This is a genomic window from Terrisporobacter vanillatitrophus, from assembly GCF_051148895.1.
GTDB lineage: Bacteria > Bacillota > Clostridia > Peptostreptococcales > Peptostreptococcaceae > Terrisporobacter > Terrisporobacter vanillatitrophus.
Map to the genome: position 1 here is coordinate 3,750,565 of NZ_CP154625.1, position 18,406 is coordinate 3,768,970.

The 18,406-nt window shown below is 25.2% G+C and carries 13 protein-coding genes; 1 reads left to right on the forward strand and 12 read right to left on the reverse strand.

From position 1 onward, the window contains the following. The first annotated feature begins 84 nt into the window (after positions 1–84). Entirely contained in the window at positions 85–1,350 is a 1,266-nt protein-coding gene (sleC, locus tag TVTCOM_RS18315) for a spore cortex-lytic germination protein SleC (RefSeq protein ID WP_434797684.1), read from the forward strand. 38 nt (positions 1,351–1,388) lie between these two features. Here the strand turns inward: sleC and TVTCOM_RS18320 are convergent, their stop codons facing one another. From TVTCOM_RS18320 to TVTCOM_RS18375, 12 genes are all read right to left on the reverse strand, one after another. Further along, on the reverse strand, positions 1,389–2,039 hold the full coding sequence (locus tag TVTCOM_RS18320) for a DUF3298 and DUF4163 domain-containing protein (protein WP_434799768.1): 651 nt from the start codon (positions 2,037–2,039) through the stop codon (positions 1,389–1,391). Continuing rightward, positions 2,014–2,754, reverse strand: a complete 741-nt coding sequence (locus TVTCOM_RS18325; RefSeq protein ID WP_434797685.1) for a hypothetical protein — start codon at positions 2,752–2,754, stop codon at positions 2,014–2,016. The genes TVTCOM_RS18320 and TVTCOM_RS18325 overlap by 26 nt, the downstream gene beginning before the upstream one ends. A 109-nt stretch (positions 2,755–2,863) precedes the next feature. Then, a complete protein-coding gene (locus TVTCOM_RS18330; RefSeq protein WP_434797686.1) occupies positions 2,864–7,117 on the reverse strand; it encodes a DUF445 family protein in 4,254 nt (1,417 codons plus the stop codon). Positions 7,118–7,156: 39 nt separating this feature from the next. Beyond that, positions 7,157–7,438 carry an ArsR/SmtB family transcription factor gene (locus tag TVTCOM_RS18335; RefSeq protein WP_434797687.1) on the reverse strand — a complete coding sequence of 94 codons (282 nt, stop codon included), beginning with the start codon at positions 7,436–7,438 and terminating at the stop codon, positions 7,157–7,159. 187 nt (positions 7,439–7,625) lie between these two features. Further along, positions 7,626–8,420 (reverse strand): HAD family hydrolase, encoded by a 795-nt coding sequence (locus TVTCOM_RS18340; RefSeq protein WP_434797688.1) that lies wholly within the window; start codon positions 8,418–8,420, stop codon positions 7,626–7,628. 85 nt (positions 8,421–8,505) lie between these two features. Further along, a complete protein-coding gene (locus TVTCOM_RS18345; RefSeq protein ID WP_434797689.1) occupies positions 8,506–9,849 on the reverse strand; it encodes an O-acetyl-ADP-ribose deacetylase in 1,344 nt (447 codons plus the stop codon). Between the two features lie 240 nt (positions 9,850–10,089). After that, the gene (locus tag TVTCOM_RS18350) at positions 10,090–10,395 is read right to left on the reverse strand and encodes a hypothetical protein (protein WP_434797690.1); all 306 of its coding nucleotides are present in this window, start codon (positions 10,393–10,395) and stop codon (positions 10,090–10,092) included. Continuing rightward, positions 10,392–11,144: an IS21-like element helper ATPase IstB gene (istB, locus tag TVTCOM_RS18355; protein ID WP_434797691.1), complete on the reverse strand. Its 753-nt coding sequence runs from the start codon at positions 11,142–11,144 to the stop codon at positions 10,392–10,394. The genes TVTCOM_RS18350 and istB overlap by 4 nt, the downstream gene beginning before the upstream one ends. Beyond that, the gene (istA, locus tag TVTCOM_RS18360; protein ID WP_434797692.1) at positions 11,134–12,600 is read right to left on the reverse strand and encodes an IS21 family transposase; all 1,467 of its coding nucleotides are present in this window, start codon (positions 12,598–12,600) and stop codon (positions 11,134–11,136) included. Before istA ends, istB begins: the two co-directional genes overlap by 11 nt. Before the next feature lie 237 nt (positions 12,601–12,837). Then, complete coding sequence (locus TVTCOM_RS18365; RefSeq protein WP_434797693.1) at positions 12,838–14,424, reverse strand: CDP-glycerol glycerophosphotransferase family protein; 1,587 nt, start codon at positions 14,422–14,424, stop codon at positions 12,838–12,840. A gap of 14 nt (positions 14,425–14,438) precedes the next feature. Beyond that, entirely contained in the window at positions 14,439–17,111 is a 2,673-nt protein-coding gene (locus TVTCOM_RS18370; protein ID WP_434797694.1) for a bifunctional glycosyltransferase/CDP-glycerol:glycerophosphate glycerophosphotransferase, read from the reverse strand. A gap of 23 nt (positions 17,112–17,134) precedes the next feature. Then, positions 17,135–18,391 carry a CDP-glycerol glycerophosphotransferase family protein gene (locus tag TVTCOM_RS18375; protein ID WP_434797695.1) on the reverse strand — a complete coding sequence of 419 codons (1,257 nt, stop codon included), beginning with the start codon at positions 18,389–18,391 and terminating at the stop codon, positions 17,135–17,137. Positions 18,392–18,406 lie beyond the last annotated feature (15 nt).

An 18,406-nucleotide genomic window follows, 5' to 3' on the forward strand; every position in this document is an offset into this window, starting at 1 on the left:
ACTTTATTATTTAACAAAATAAAATATATTTCATAGAATAAACTAGAGTATTTACAGCCTAGTTAATTTAAAAGGGGTGATTATATGCAAGATGGTTTTTTAACTGTTAGCGTTATAAATTCTTCAACGAATAAGCCAATACAAGATGCCACTATAAATATATATGGTATGGATGATGAACAAAATAACACAGGTACTATATTTGAAAACTTAAAAACTGATATTTCTGGTCAGGTAAGAAACTTAACCTTATCCGCACCTAATATTGAATATTCTCTTCAGCCATCAAACGTAAAGCCTTATAGCGAATGTATGGTAGAGGTTATGGCAGATGGATTTGAGACAGTATTAATAAAAGGTACTCAAATCTTACCTGTTGTAGAAGCATTACAAAATGTTCCTTTAAACGCACCAACAAGAAAAAGTATGAAAAGACAAAACGAAATAATTTATGATATTCCAGAACACACTCTTTGGGGAAATTTTCCTCCTAAAATACCTGAAAGTAGTTTAAAACCACTACCTCCACCAACAGGTTTTGTTGTTTTAGATGAACCAGTAGTTCCCGAGTTTATTGTAGTTCATGATGGTTTACCTGAGAATACTAGTGCAAAAAATTATTGGGTTCCTTTTCGAGATTATATAAAAAATGTTGCATCTTCAGAAATTTATTCCACATGGCCTACTCAAACTATTTATGCCAATACAATAGCTATAATATCTTTCACACTAAACAGAGTTTTTACAGAATGGTATAGAAATAAAGGATATGAATTTACAATAACTTCATCTACTGCCTATGATCACAAGTATGTTCATAACAGAAATGTTTTTAATAATATAAGCGTAATTGTAGATGAAATATTTAATACCTTTATCAGAAGGCCTCCTACATCAAGACAGCCTCTACTTGCACAATATTGTGACGGTCAAAAATCTCAATGTCCTGACCAAATGACACAATGGGGGAGTAAAGATTTAGGTGATCAGGGCAAGAGTTACGAAGAAATTTTAAGATATTTTTATGGTGATAATATAACTTTTGCAGAAGCTAGGGTAGTTAGTGGTGTACCTGTTTCATTTCCTGGATTTACATTACAATTAGGTTCTAACAATTCTTATGTTAAAACCATACAAAATCAATTAAATGCTATCTCCAACTCTTATCCAGCTATAGAAAAAGTTGCTGAAGATGGTGTATTCGGAGAACAAACAGAAAAAGCCGTAAAAAAATTCCAACAAGTTTTTAACTTACCTCAAACAGGTGTTGTTGATTTTAAAACATGGTATGCAATTTCTAGAATCTATGTTGCAACTACGAAAATAGCTTCTTTAAATCCTTTAATTTAGCAAATAAAAATACTATCAGAATTTTTCTGATAGTATTTTTATTTAACCACTTCTAAATATTCTTCTTTAATTTGATTTTTTATATTATCTACAATTATTGGAAACTGAGGTATCCCAGCAGCATAAGGTGCTATATCATATAGATCAAAGTATATGACTATTTTTTCATCTTCTAAATAGAACTTTTGATTTTCTTTTATTCCATAAAAATCATAAACCTTATCTAAGTCCTTATCTTTTTTGCCTAATTCTTTAATTTGATTTTCTATTTCTTTATCTATAATCTCTTTATAGTCCACATCTGTTTTAAAAATGTCTTTAAGAGTTAAATTATCTCCATTTCTTAAATCAATATTATATGGTACATATTCATAATATCCATGAGCTCCACCACTATATTTATAATATTCAATAAGAATACTAGTTGCATTTCCCGTATTCTTTTTCACTTCATAAGATGCATCAGCAACAAAATTACTTTCATCTAATTCAAAATCCTCTAAAAAACTTTGTGCTTCTTTGAGGGACTGTTCATAAAAATTCAAAATATCTTCTTTTATTTTTCCATTAACTTTATCATCTATCTTTGAATTCCCACTATTTATAATCGGTATTTCAAGAGTACTTTTTAAATATTTATTTTGTTTTTTTAATACTTCACTGTTAACAGAAATTAAAAAAAAAATTATTAAATGCTTCTATTTTATTTTTAAATACATCATAAGGTATTTTAAACTCATATTGAGTATCATCTTGACTTTGTTTATATGGATTAAAATAAATATTAATATATCTATCTTCTATATAATAATTTGTATTTTTATCAATATTTAAATTGCCATATAGAGGGTGTTTTTCATTTATTAATTTTTGAATAGTTTCAGTTATTACTATGCTATAATCGTCATTTCCTTTTAAAAACTCATCTAAATATACTCTTTCTCCTGTCTTTAAGTTAAAAATATAGCTATCTTTTTCTAACTTATAATCCTTTTGTCCCCAAGTTGTGTTTTTTTCTATAATTATATTTATTATATTTTCATCTTCAAATACCACACTATAAGTAATATTTATAGCTTTCTTTTCACCATATGTATTCATTTTGTTTATTTGTCTTTGAACATTAATATATTCTTTTATATTTTTTTTGATATATGCATTTATACTCTTCTCCACATCTTTATTATCATAATGTATGCTAGGTACCTTAAACTTAATAATTAAGTTTTCATCATTAATTTGTGACTTCTCATCTGTAACTTTTACGACTTTTAATCCTTCTTGAATGTTATTTTGTATTTTTGTCATCATAGATGCAAAATCAACATTTCGCACTAATGATAATAGCAGTAATCCTAGAGTTAAAAATATAATTGGTTTTATAAAATTTTTTAAGTCCTTCATTAAAGTTCCTCCTAAATATAATTCTTTATTATATTTAGGAATTTTATAAATTTTATCCATTTATTTTACAAAAAAATACTTATAGACATTAGCCTATAAGTATTTACCCTTACTCTTTGAATAATTTATATTTAGATTCTTCTACCCTTGAATCAATTCTTTTAGTATATATTATATCTATTATAAATAGAACTATTGAAAAATACACGTTTATTCCAAATATTAAACCAAAACCTCCATAGATATAAAGTTTTATAAAGAAATCTCCAGCAAAAGATCTAAATAACTCATGGATTTCTTTAGGGTGCATTTTATCTACTTCTTCCAAGGTTATACTTTGAAGATCTAAGCTTCTTAACATTGGTATTATATTTCTTTCTATTGTATTGAATCCTGCATCTATAATGTTATTTGTTGTGTAAAGTTTAAATTCTTCTGTAATAAAGTTTAATTTATCATCTAGTAAGATATCTATAATTGATTCCACAACTACTCTATTTTTATAATTAAAGTCTTTATTTTCAAAAATCAAATTTAAACTATTATACATATCACTTTCTAAAATATCTCTATTTATCATAGAACTCAATTTATTATTTCTTATTGATGAAATATAAGCATTTCTACATATTTGTAATACATGATAATTTATAACTTTACTACTATTAATGCTTTCCAAAAGATTGTCTACAACATATGTTACATCATCCTTATTTAATTCCCATGATACTTCTACCAAGCTAATAGAATAAAAATGCTTCAGTACTTTTTCTTCTACCAATACTCTTACAAATTCATTAGCCTCTTCTTTATTACTATTTAAGTTATCAATAATATTATTTGATACAATATTAATTATTTCTTTATATTTATCATAAGCTTGTTGTATATTACTTACTCCAACTATTTTGCTTATGTTTTTAGCTTTTATTTCGCAAATATTACTAATAACTAAATCTGATGTACTATGCATATTATTTTTAAAATCTTCATTTTGTTTTAGTGAAAAAACTAGTCTATCTAGTAGTAAACTTGTATTAATTTCTGCAGATTTTAATCCTAGGTCTTTAACTTTACTTGGATATATTTCTTTTTCCAAATAATTATATAAAATTATAGACAACTTATCTTTATCTTCCACTATTAAATTCTCTATTTTATTATTTATTACTGTATTAATAACATCCTTAACAAGACCATCACCATCAGCAAAATCATATGCTATTTTAACAAAGAAATTAAGGTTTTTTCTTACAATTTTTATTACCGTTGAAGATATTAATTCATTATTACCTTTTATATAACTTATTAATTTTTCGCTGACCATACCTGTAAGATTATATATATTGTTATCTAGCTTTTCTTTCACTTTACCATCAAATAACTCATCAAATTTCTTTTCTTCTGGAAATTCCCTTGCTAAGTAATCTTGTAAATAATTATTTAATTGCTCTTTTAAACTTAAAAGAGTAATATTTATAAACTTATCTGTTTTAACACTATTTTGTATACTTAAGAGAGATTTTTCACTTATTATATCTTTTATTGATTTATCCATTATATAATTATAAGTTTTTTCATTTCTAAAGATTATATTTTTTATTACATCTTCAACATAGGAATCTTCCAGATTTTTATTTATATAGTCATTAACTTGTTTTTCTATTTTATTATTAACAGTAGTAATTAATTCTTCTGGCAACACTTCTTGTAAAGATTTATTTGTTTTTAATTTCTCTTCTAAATACTCTATTATTTTATCTTCTTTTTGATTTATAATATCTATTAAATCATTTGCTTTGTTATTTATAAAATCTACGGATACAAATTTTCCACATTCTATATCTAAAAGTCCGTTTCCTATACTATTGCATATTTTATTATTATTTTTCTTTAATAATTTTAAAATAGTGCCATATGTTTTTTTAGCTAAACTATGTTTTTTATTTCTAACAAAGTCTAGAATAGCCATATAATTGCTGTCTTTTATATTAGACATAATATGATTCTTAAAATTATCTTTTTGTAACTCAAATGAGTTTACTACCCTATTTCCACTTAATAATTCATTATCAATAAAATGCGCCATTCCTGATGCAAAACTATTTTTATGAGAAGGTATATATCCTATGGAAAATACTTTAAATAAAGGTATTTTGGAAACAAATTTATTTTTTTCATAAGGACAAAATATCATCCAAAGAGCTATAACATTTGTCATAATACCTACTACACCCATAAGAAAACATGCCATTAATGTATTAGTAACATTATTATAAAAACCATAAACTCCATTAATATTAGCCATAGTAATACCAAATATTAACCCTACAATAGTCCCTAGAAAGGCACCAAACATGGATAGTGGTTTCAATTGTTTTCCCATAAAACTTTGAGCTATATTACATATTTCTTCTTCATCCAATTTTATAAGATTGTCATATATAAGTTTTTTTACTCTTCCATCTATTATAGTTGGTAAATTATTTTTTATATTCTCATATAGTTTATTGCTAATTTCTTCAGGTAAATCTTCTTTGCTGTTTATTTTATTAAGTAAGTCTTTAACTTCATAAGACTTAAACTTATTAGCTTCTTTTTTAGTAAAATCTACAGCTTTTTCAGTTATTGAATTTACTAACTTTTCCTCACTCTCATTTATTATATCTTGTATCTTTATATTTTTAATGTAATTGCTTATTTCTTTATTGATGATCTTCTTATAATTAATCTTATTTTTATTTAAAATATTAACTATTTTATTAGGCAATAGAGATGAAAATCCATCAACTTTCTCTTTATTAAATAATTTTTTTATTTTGCTATTTAACAAGGACTCTATTTTATCATGTACCAAATTAAATATAGTTTTATCTAAATATGATGTTATTTTAATTTTATTATCCATTATTAAATCATAAAGTTTTGGCTTAATATTTTTGTTAAATAATTTATTTAAATCTTGGTCTACTAACTTATTTAAAGTTTTTGAAGTTTGTCTTTTTAAGAAAAGCTTAGATAATTCTTTTCCTTCAGTATCCCATTTGTCTAAAATAATATTTATTACTTTTTCTTCATTAATTAAATTATTTTCTTCTAATATAACTACTAAATCTTTGATTTTAGTTTCTTCTAAAAACTTAATTATTTTAGAATATAACTTATAAGAATCTTCTTCACTTATTTTATAGTCTTCTAAGAAGTTCATGATTTTGTCTACTATTTTATTTTTAGAAGCAAAGTCTGCAAGCATAGAGTCCTTCACTTTTGAAATCATTGATTTTCTTAATTCATCATCAATATTATCTATACTTTCTAATATAGATTCATCTATCATGTTTTCTATTTTGATTTTATTCTCACTTATCCATGATGATAAATAAGGTATAGCCTTTTTGATTAAATCTGATATATACTCACTAGAAATTCTTCCAAAGTGAATTGGTAATATCTCAAAAACTGTCAAATCTATATCCTTTGCTGAAGCAAATATTTCTTCAACTATGTCTTTTAATTTGTCTTTACCCTCTTCAGATTTTATTAGTTCACCTAATTTTTCATATATGATTAAACTTAGTTTATCAAATTCTTCTTCACTTAAAATATCATCTATAGTTTTAGTTCCTATAGTTTTTTGAAGATCTTTTAATAATGTTTTTATATCTATTAATGATAAAGACTTGTCTACCAGTGATTTTGTTTCCTTTTTATTGTCTAATAGCTCATCAATAGAATTCATTATTTCACAACTAATAATTCTTGTTACTTTTTCTCCACTGTCTTTGCTTATTAATTGACTTAAATATATCTCACCTTGTTCTTCATATAAATCACTTAATAAATGCTTTAATTCATCATTAGATTCAATATTATTAATAATTTCTTTATATGCATAATCAACTATATAAGATATTTGTTTTTCACTTAATAGTTTTTCTAATTTTATATTTTCCCCAATATTAGTTATTAATTTAGGCAATACTTCTTTTAAACTACTTCTTAAAAACTCTTCTCCACTTATTAAAGTTTCATTCCAACCAGGTATTTCTTCTATTTTTTTATTTTGAAAAACTTCATATAAGGATTCTTTGAAAAAATCTTCACCCACATCTTGCATGGCAAGTTTAAAATTTTCCCCTAGAACCTTATCCCTCAAGGTTTCTGAATTTATTATGTCCCTTTCTACTAAATCACTTATTTCTTCTATAAATTTCTCTTTATTTTTCTTTACCGCTCCACCAATCTTTAATGGTGTATATTCTTTAAAGATCATATTAACCGCATATTTATTTGTAATATAACCTGCTACGCCACTGGAAAAAGCCTGTAGCAATAGAAACAATCCATTTTCTAATGTAATCATACTTACCACCCATCTGTCTTTTTATTTTTTACTTTTATATTATCTGACATAATTATCTTTTAGAATTTGTAGTATACTTTGAACCTTCTTATCTTTCACAAAATAGGTTATATTTAATCCATCCTTGTTACTATCTAATAACTCATGTGCTTTTAATATAGATAAATGCTGAGATAGTCCTGACTGAGTTATATTACTTAACTTTTTATTTAATTCTCCTACTGTCATTGGTTTTTCTAGTAGGTAATATAAAATCAGTAATCTATTTTCATTAGCTAACACTTTCAATTGTCTTGCTAACATTTTTGTTTTTTCTTCCACTATTAAGCTTCCTCTCTATTTATGTATGTTTATTATAATAGTATTTCCATTATTAAATTTAAGTATATTAGTAATTACTAATATACTTAAATTTAATAATTATGTCAATATTTTACATATTGTTATGATTTCTTACAATTAAAAAGCTATAAGATTTAATCTTATAGCTTTATGAATTCTCCTAAATTTATAATTCAAAGTATTCTTTTATGGCATGTACTACTCCATCATCATCATTTGATTTAGCTCTATAGTTACATATCTCTTTTAATTTGGGGTGGGCATTATCCATTGCATAACTATATTTACAACTTTGCATCATTTCATAGTCATTTAAATAATCACCAAAAGCCATTGTTTCATCATAAGAAATATTATAATTTTCTTGAAGAATTTTTATAGCTTCACCTTTATTTACTCCTGGATTCATTAAATCTACCCAGTTATGTCCTGATAAACAAACCATTAAGTTCTTATTATACTTTTCTAGCAATTTAAATGCATTATTTTCTGCATCAACTTCATCAAAAACAGCTAATTTACATATTTTGTCTTTATCTAATACATCCATTAAATCTTCTACCATTTCAAGTTTTGCATAATACATTCTTGCATTTTCTAAAAATACTTCATTATCATTTTCCACATATGCAGATTCAACACCACATAAAATAGGATACATGCCTTCCCCTTGTCTCACATCCTTCAAAGCTTTTTTAACTTCTTCTGTGTTAATTTCATCTACATAAATAGATTGTCCATTATCATATACAATAGATCCATTATCACTAATATAAACAAGGTCTCCCTTTATATCTTCAAAGTTTTCAAGTAAATTAAAATATTGTCTCCCACTAGCAATAGCAAATTTAATATCTTTTTCTTTTAATTTTTTTACTAAATCAAATAAATATGGTGATAAGTTCTTATTACTATCTAATAATGTACCATCCATATCTGCTGCAATTAATTTTACTGTCATATTCTATTCTCCCTCTAATATTTTTCTGTTATTATATCATTAAATTTTTTCATATATTTCTTAATCTAATATTTTTATAAATTAATTAATCAAATATAAACATTAATTCATAATATTTATCATATATTTCCTTATTGAAACACACAAAGTATACCTTTTCAAGTTCTTGAGATGAATATTTCTTTAGCATATCTCTAATTGCCTTACATGCTACAATACATGCTTTTTCATAGGGATATCCGTAAACTCCTGTACTTATAGCCGGAAAGGCTACAGTTCTACAATTGTTTTTTATAGCTTCTTCTATGGAATTTGTATAACAAGAATATAAAAGTCTATCTTCATTTGTATTTCCTCCATGCCATATTGGCCCAACAGTATGAATGACTTTTTTACATGGAAGATTATAGGCTTTTGTTATTTTTACTTCTCCTGTTTTACAACCATTCAAAGTTCTACATTCCTCTAAAAGTTTTGGTCCTGCTGCTCTATGAATAGCTCCGTCAACTCCACCACCACCAAGAAGGGAATTGTTAGCAGCATTAACTATTGCATCAACTTTTAACTTTGTAATATCTTCATTTATAATTTCTACTCTTTCTTTTAATTTCTCTTTTTTAAAATCAATCTTATTTATTAATTTATATACTTCATCTTTTCCCCTTAGGATCTCAAACCATCTCTTTGGAATACTTTCAAAACCATATAAAGCCCCTGCTATTCCACCTGTTACTGCGGCTGTTGTGTCCGTATCATTTCCAAGAGCTATGGCCTTTTTTATAGCCTCTTCATAAGAATTACTTTCTCTAATAACTTTAAAACTACTCTTTAAACAGTCTATTACATGTCCTGTACCACTTTCTTTTACTACATCTTTTGGTAAGATATCATTTATTAACCCTTCTAGATACTCTTTGTCATGTTCATATATTTCTTTTAATTTTTTTATACTTATTTCATAGGCATCGTTAAAGTCATTTCCTTTTAAAATATATCTAATTATAAGGGAATATAATGCACAGCATATTTGGTTATTAATATGACCATGTGTGATTAATGATTGAGTATGAACATCCTCTACCAGATCTTCATCACTACCATCATGTAATAAAGGAATACCTAGTACCCTCATTAATGATCCATTCCCTTGTCCTTTTTTTATAGTAAACCCACTTTCATAAGGTGATGTTCCTGCACTGTATTTCATCAATGATTGCATTGTTTGACCACCTACATCAAATACATTATTATCTACAGCTAAATGACCCCACGTCCACCAATCAAGTAGTTTATCTGCTAAATTTTTAATATCAAGCTTCTTACATTCTAAAAAACTTTCTAATACGCATAAGAATTGTGCTCCATCATCAGAATAAGTTCCAAAAGGTATATCTTTGTAGGTTTTCTCAAATCCCTTTGGTGGAATCATATCGATTTGCTCAAAAGGTGGAATTTGGTTAGGTGGATAAAATTCATAAGATGTAGATTTGCAAGTACTTTTGACCCACTTTTTAAAATTTTTACGGGTAAAATTGACCCACCTAAACTATATTAATTCTACATTGTATCCTTCGGATTTTAAACGAGTTAAATTAACATAAACTTGTTTTGTAGAATGATTTAATTTAATAAAATTATTTAATTGTATCAACCTATCGGTTAACAATTCTCAAAATAAATCATTATTATTTATTGTTGAAAAGCTATCAGAAGCACCTGATAGCTTTCTATTATTTTCTAACTCTTCTAAAGTCATAAAAGTATTATTTGAAGGTTCTTCAACTACTGTCTTAATTAAATACTTTTTAACACTACGATTATAGTAGTACTTATTGCTATTTCGCAAAATACTTTTAAATACATTGGCACTGACATTATAATTTTCAACTATGTACTTTTCTCCAACTTCATGTCCATTTTCATTGTAAAATTCGATTACTTTGTCCAATTCATTGATTAAATCTTTCTTACTCATCTACAGTTTCCTCCTTTTCCCTTTACTCTATAACTATCACCTGTTATACTAACTATATGAGAGTGATGAATTAGTCTATCTAAAATTGCTGTAGCAGCAATTTGACTAGTGAAAACTTCATTCCATTGTTTAAATGGTAAATTTGTGGTTATTATAAGGGAGTTTTTTTCGTATCTGTGGCGGATAAGTTGAAAAAATAAACTCTCTTTTTCTTTGTCCATAATTAAATATCCTAACTCATCAATTATTAGTAAATCTATTTTACTTAATTTCTTTAGCTCTAAATTAATATTTCCACAGCTTAAAGCTTTTAATAAATCATCCATTAATTTACTAGCATTAATAAATGATACCTTATATCCTTTATTGCATGCTTCAACTCCTAAAGCCGTGGCAATATGACTTTTTCCAACGCCCGGAGGGCCTATCAAAATAATGTTTTCTTTTTGTTTTATGAAGTTTAATTCACTTAATGACTTTAATTTTTGTGTATATGAGTGATTGTGAAATGAAAAATCATATTCTTGAAATGTCTTTATACTTTCAAAATTAGCATTTTTAATACTTCTATCTACTGATCGCTTTTGCTTGCCTATTTCTTCAACTTTTATTAAATTTACTAGGAACTCTTTATAACTAAGCTTACTCTTTATAGCCTTTTCAATTTCAATGGTATATTGCTCTCGCATTTCTACTAACTTGAAGGATTTTAAGGTATCTATAATATATTGATCTAAATTACTTTTCATATAAGCCTCCTTCGTCATAATAATCCAAACTTCTTACTAAATTTTCTTTTGGAATATCAATATTCTCATCAGTAAAAATAATATCAAAATATTTATCTTTAATTGTGGCTTTTATATCATCAATATGATAAATATTTTTATCTAGGCAATAACTTAAAATTTTATCAATCTTATCTTCGCTATATAAGTCTGTCAATGCTAATATTTTTCTGGCATGATAACTAGGTTGTTGTAATACTTTAGCAGATTCATCTAGATACCTTTTTCCATTTAAAAATTTGGATGTCATTAATCTTTTTACTTGTGGTATTGATTTGTTCATATTGTAGCTAACGCTATTATAGTGTTCTTCAATTCTATTAATATCACAACTAGATTTTGTTAAGTCATGTGTGGCTATAATTTCACCATCATAATACACACATAATAAGTAACCATAGGAAATTCTAAATTTAACGTTTTTATCAGCATATTTTGCAGGAACACTATATTTTTTACCTTTCACTGATATCAAACAATCAAAGCTTACTTTTCTTGGCTCATTGTATTTGAAAGAATATAGATTTTTAGGTAGAGGTAAGAGTGATTGTTTTTCTTCTAAATACATCTGACTGGGTATTCTTTTAGTGGTTGTATGAATTTTATTATTCCACTTATCAATAAAAGCTTTTGCTGATTGATTTAAATGATTCATATTTTCAAAAGAATTACCTTTTATAAAATGTTCTTCTATATAATTGAAGGGTCTTTCTACCTTTCCTTTTGTTCTAGCCCGATAGGGCATACATGCATTTAGTTCTGTTCCAAGATGTGCTGCTAATAGTAATGCATTTCTATTATATTGAGGTTCTTTTTCTTTTTCATGTTTATCTACTAAAGCTTTTGGATTGTCTATTAATAGCTCTACTGTTGTTCCTTCTAAATTATTGAATAAATTTTCAATTGCTTCATATATAGCTTGTCCATCAATTGATAAAGAGAAGGCTATCGCCTTATAGCGACTGTAGGATAATATTAGACTAAAGCAATACACCTTAGTAATTTTGTTATTAATAATAATGTTATATTCTGACCAGTCAAATTGAGATTGATCTCCTGGTTCGGTTTCAACTCTTGTTGTAGCCTTGGTTGAAATCTTTTGTTTTTCTTCTTTTAATTGATTTAAATATCTATATATAGGTCCAACACTTCCTTGATATCCTATTTTTTCTAACTCTTCATAGATTCTTGATCCTATAAAGTTATATTGTGGGTCTAGATACCATTCTTTTATTTTATCTTTGTATTCATCAATTTTTGTAGTATAAACTCTTGCTTTATAAGGCTTTCTATGTTCTTCTCTTAATATTTTTCTAACTGTATTTCTTGATATTCCCAACTCTTTAGCAATTTTCCTTATACTCATTCCTTTCTTTTTTAATTTTTTTACGGTTATCCAATATTCCACATCTTTCACCCCGTTACCTCCATTTCATACAATTTTCACTTTATATGAAATGGTATTATATATTTAAGGGTGGGTCAATTTTGTGTGTAAATAGTGGGTCACTTTTAAGTATAAATCAACAGTATATATGTATATATTAGCAGAATTTTTTCAACCTTCCATAATATTTGTAAATAAAAAAGCTATTAGCAACTATTTACAATTAGTTGCATAACAGCTTTTTTATGCTAGAAAATAACTTTTACCTTATATTAATTTATCTTTTTTTAAATAACTAATAAGTCGCTCTGTATTTTTATTATCGTTAAATTCAACTATTTTACGGTAGTTATCTATATATTTTTTACTTTGATTTTGCAAATAATTTTTTTCTATAACTTCTGATAATTTATCTGGTGTATAACAAATATCTCCAAAGCAATTTTCTTCATTTAACATGAGTTTCGTTCCTTCTCCATATTGCTCCATACAGTAATCTTTTTCTTCCCAGTAAAAAATAACATTACTACCCCTATAGAAAGCATCATAAGAAATTGATGAGTAATCTGTAATCAATACTTTCGCTTGTTGAAGTAAATCATCATATTTATCTTTAAAATTCATATACTTTTTCATATCATCCTCAAATTCAGTAATCATTTCTGCAATTAATGGATGAGGTAAAATAATAACGTTGTTTTTATACTTATCAGGTATAGATTTAAAAATTCTTGATACCATTTTATAATATTTAGACTCAGTAAAATCTAATCTTGATTGGTTATACTCCCAAGGTCTCCACGTTGGCATTATTATAATCTTGTCAGCATCTTTATTCCATTTATTTTTATCAAATTTAGGGAGTCCACATATATATATATCATTTAATGAATAATTTGCACAATCAATGAAATGTTGTGCCTCTAGTTTAGATGACACTACAACCTTTCTAATTGCATTAGTTTCTTTTTTATGAAACGCAGATCTAATTTTTGCTACTAATGGTACCATATATGTTACTCCATGTTGTAAAAATATAAAATTCAGGGACTTACTATTTATTCTACGCACTGCATATTTATTTGCTACTCTTAGCTCTATAGAATGTACTAGCGCTTCTGTACCCATGAAAGTTTTTGCTTTAAAGAAATATAAATAATGCTTAAAGGAATACTTATATATTACATTTTTTTTATATTTTTTTGCTATGTCTATAAAATCTTTACATTTTCTATCAATTACATAGAAACTATTACTATAACCATTATCTAATAAATATTCATATATTACTGATGCACTTTCTTCATATCTAGAAGATTCTTTTTCATACAGCAGTACAATATTATTAGCTTTTAAAAACTTTGATATTATATATGATATATTTATTTTTATCTGTTCTAAAAATTTATCTGTTCTATTTATTTTTCTAACTGTAATAAACATGTTATTACCTATACTTTGGCGAATATATATAGATGTATTAATTTTTTTTATTATCTTTACTCTTTCATTTAAATATTTCTTTTCTCTACGTGAATATTTTAATCTATCACTGTAAATTTTTCCATTATGTTTATATACAAGTTTTACTATATTATGGATTTCTCCATGGACTACATCATTTACAGGTATTTTAGTAATATATAAGTTTGATAATGTTCTTAAATATTTGACATTCATTATTCTCTTAAATGGAAATCTCATCTTATATTTATGATTATTCACTTTAATATTTATATTTTTTCTATTAATCTTATTTTTTTTATTATCTTGTATAGATATACAGCCAATTAGATATATATTAACATTTGTTATTATTGTTTTAATTCTTATATTATTGATTTTTTTCTTCATTTTATTAATATATCCTACTTTAATTTTAGTATTTCTTTATATACTCTTTTACAATTTTTATTATCAGTATATTGATAGAAGCTATCTATTCTATCAATATATTTTTTATTGATTTCACAACCATTTTTTATCATATCTACAATTTCATTTACACTAGTTTCATAATTATAACAAATTATCCCAAAACCATTTTCTTCATAATCAAAATATCCTTTATTATAAGTATGCCCTTGGAAGAAGTTTTCCTTATCAAATTGGGTATATATTACAGGCTTTTTAAGATACGCAAAATCAAATGCAACACTTGAATAATCTGTAATTAATAACTCATTTTCATTAAATTCTTTTTGATAATCTGGTATTTGTGTACTCACATCAACATAATCATTGGATTTGAAGTCTATAGCTTGTTGTTCAAATGATGGGTGTATACAAAACTTAGCTGTATATTTTTTCTCCATTAATATGTCTAAAACTCGTTTATCATTTATAAGGTTATTATAAAATTCAAAATAATTTGTATTTTTAAAATTATCATCATATTCCCTTAATGACGTCCCCTTTATTGGATCCTTTGATATATTTTTTCTCCATGTTGGCATTATAACTATTTGCCTTTTATTACTACATTTCAGAAAATCAAATCTAGGAAAACCCGTAAGTTTTACATTCTCTCTATCATAACCATATGAGCCATACACAATTGATTTAAATTCATCTTCAACAGCTGTTATAAACAATTTAATATTTTTATGTTGTTTGTGCAACCAACTAGACAGATCATCTTTAGTGATACCATGCTGTAAAAATATAAAATCAAATTTGTACAAGTCTTTTAGAAATCCTCTCTTCTTATCAAATGCATTAATAACCCATTCATCTGCATGAGACGATATAATTTTTGACGAATATAAAAATAATAATTTGTATTTTAACGAATCCATTTTTACTACTTTACCATATTTTTTGACTTTTTTATAATCATCACATTCCTTATTTATAGCAAAATATACTTTAATATCATTATTATCTTGCATATTTATATATTTAAATAAATGCATACCATTATCATTAGCTGCATGTGTTCTATCCGATATAATCCATATATCTTTATTTATAAATGGCTTAAGTATATAGTATATTATCCTATATAAAACAATTTTACATCTTTTCTCTTTTAACAATTGTTTTATATAATTAAACTCAAATCTAAAATGTCTATTTTTATTGTATGAGTATATATTAATTCTATTTTTATTCTGTCTAATAATATAGTTCTCATTGTAATAATATGATTTATTATAGTTTTTAGATATTTTAGCAAACTTTCCAAAATTTAAATTTAATTTTTTAATATATCTATTTCTATAACAAATAAAAAATTTAATACTTTTAATATCTTCCGCTTTAATCTTTACTTTAAACCCATAGACATCTAATACTTTTTTATTGTCAAAGCTATATTTTTCATCAAAATTTATTTCATAACATTCTAAATTAAATCTATTTCCCTTATCATCTATTATATAAATTTCATAATCCTCTTTTAGTAAAATTGTTTTTACTTTCCCCTCTAATTCAAGATGTCCATTTTTTATATCTATTATATTTATATTTAGCAAATGCTTACTTTGAATAGAATAAATATTTATATTATTAAAATATAATTTGCCTTTGTCATAAACAATTTCTTTCCTTATGTCTTTATTATATTTAAGTGATAGAGCATAAATTTTGTACTCTATAACCATCTTCTTTTGATTACATATAATATGATCCTCTATATAACTTAAGAGCCATTTGATATTTTCTATATATTCATTTTTAGTCGCTTCTCCTATAATATCACTAATGTTTATTTTTAATCTCCATTGCAAATCATACATTATCTGATACTGAATATATGGTATTACTACTCCATATTTTTCTATGGAATATTTAAATAAATCCTTATAACATCTTTCAACCGTATCTGTATACCAAGATTCATTTTTACTTCCAGAATCTATTGCTGAATTTGCAGTAGCTCTTTTTCTATAGTTATATACAACAGATCTCATAATACCATACTTTTCTCTTTCAAGAATTATATAACCAAGTAATTTACCATCTTCCGTATATTTCAATTGTGTATCATATTTATATTTTTTAATTATATCTGCTTTAAAAAATACAGATGCTGAACTTAACTGAATGTTATCATAGCTTTCAAATATATCTACTACCTTATCTTTATTAAATTTATAATCTAGTGCATGTTTAAAACCTTGTTGACTTTCAAAAAGATTTATTCTACATGCTACTAAGTCTATATCCATATAATTCTTTTCAAAAAATTTATATACTTTCTCAAAAGCATCTAAATCCCATTTATCATCACTGTCTAAGAAATTTACATACTTTCCTTCAATATAGTTCATTCCATTATTTCTAGCTTTACTTACTCCTCCATTTTCTTGCTTAACATAAATTACGTTATTAGGATACTTGTCTTTATATTTAAAACATACATCCTCACTATTATCAGGACTCCCATCATTAACAAGTATCATTTGAATGTTCTCTTTAAATCCTATTGTTTGGTTTATCACCGACAAAATAGTCTCTTCTACATAGTCCTCTACATTATATATTGGTATAACCACAGAAAACTTATATTTATAATTTTTTGTTATCTCTTGATGCATATATAATTCTCCCTCATAGATATTTAATTTACACATTCAGACAAAATTTCTTTACTGCATGCTTCATTATGTGGATTAAATTTACAATTAAATTCAACATACTTTTTATCATAAATAAAATTATTTATTAATCTATTAATTTCATCAGTAAGCTCTTTTTCATTTTTAATAATCGGACCAGGTAACTCATCTATTGATAAATAGAAATCCCTCATTTTATTTTTATATTCTTCAAAATCATACATATAAAATAAGATCGGTCTTTTTAAATTTGCATAATCAAAGAATACACTAGAATAATCTGTTATTAACATATCACTCACTGTATACAAATGATTAATATCATCATATTTTGATGCATCTATGATAAATCCTTCGTATTTTTCAAAGTCAAATAAATTACTAATAAAATAATGTGCTCTGAAAAGTATTACATAGTCTTTTTCTAGCTGTTTTTTTAGTAAATCAAAATTCAATCCTAAATTATATGTATAACCAACACCTGGCTTATGTTGATTTTCTCTCCATGTTGGTGCATATAAAATCACCTTTTTATCTGTTGGAATATTAAGCTTGGATTTTATTTCGTTACACTCTTCATCTGTAAATGTATAAAGGTAATCATTTCTTGGATATCCTTTTTCGACAAAAATATTTTCCTTACCTACACTTTTCAAGTTAAATGCTGATGTTATTTTTTCTGTAAAAAATTTAGATGGTGATATTATGTAATTATATCTTTCTGCATCAATTCTGTAATTTCGATATAAATCCTTTGTTGATGTTTTAGTACCTACATAATTTTCAATGTCAAATCCTAGTTTTTTTAATGGCGTTCCATGCCAACATTGTATATATACTTGTTTGTTATCTTTTTTTATTTCATTAGGTATTCTTGAATTACTTACCCAGTATTTAGCTTGTGAATATGCTTTATAATAATCTTTACTTTTATACTTTACAACAAATGTGTTTTCATTATTTAATAAGTCCTTATACTCTCCTGGTTTTTTAAAAGCCCATATCTTAATATAATCTTTGTAAGCCTCGTTATTTAACATTTCTTCGTATAAAGCCTTTGGACTGCAACTATATTGTCTTCCCATATATGCTTCAAATATAATCATCTTATCGATAATATTATTTTTATTATAATAATTATTTAAATAATTTTTTCTTTTTTTATTCTGACTTATTTTTACGGCCATATCTTTTGTAAAAGGTGTTATGCTGGCTAATTGAATAATTTTTTTCTTAATCATTTTTTTTATATTTTTCATTTATTTTAACACTCC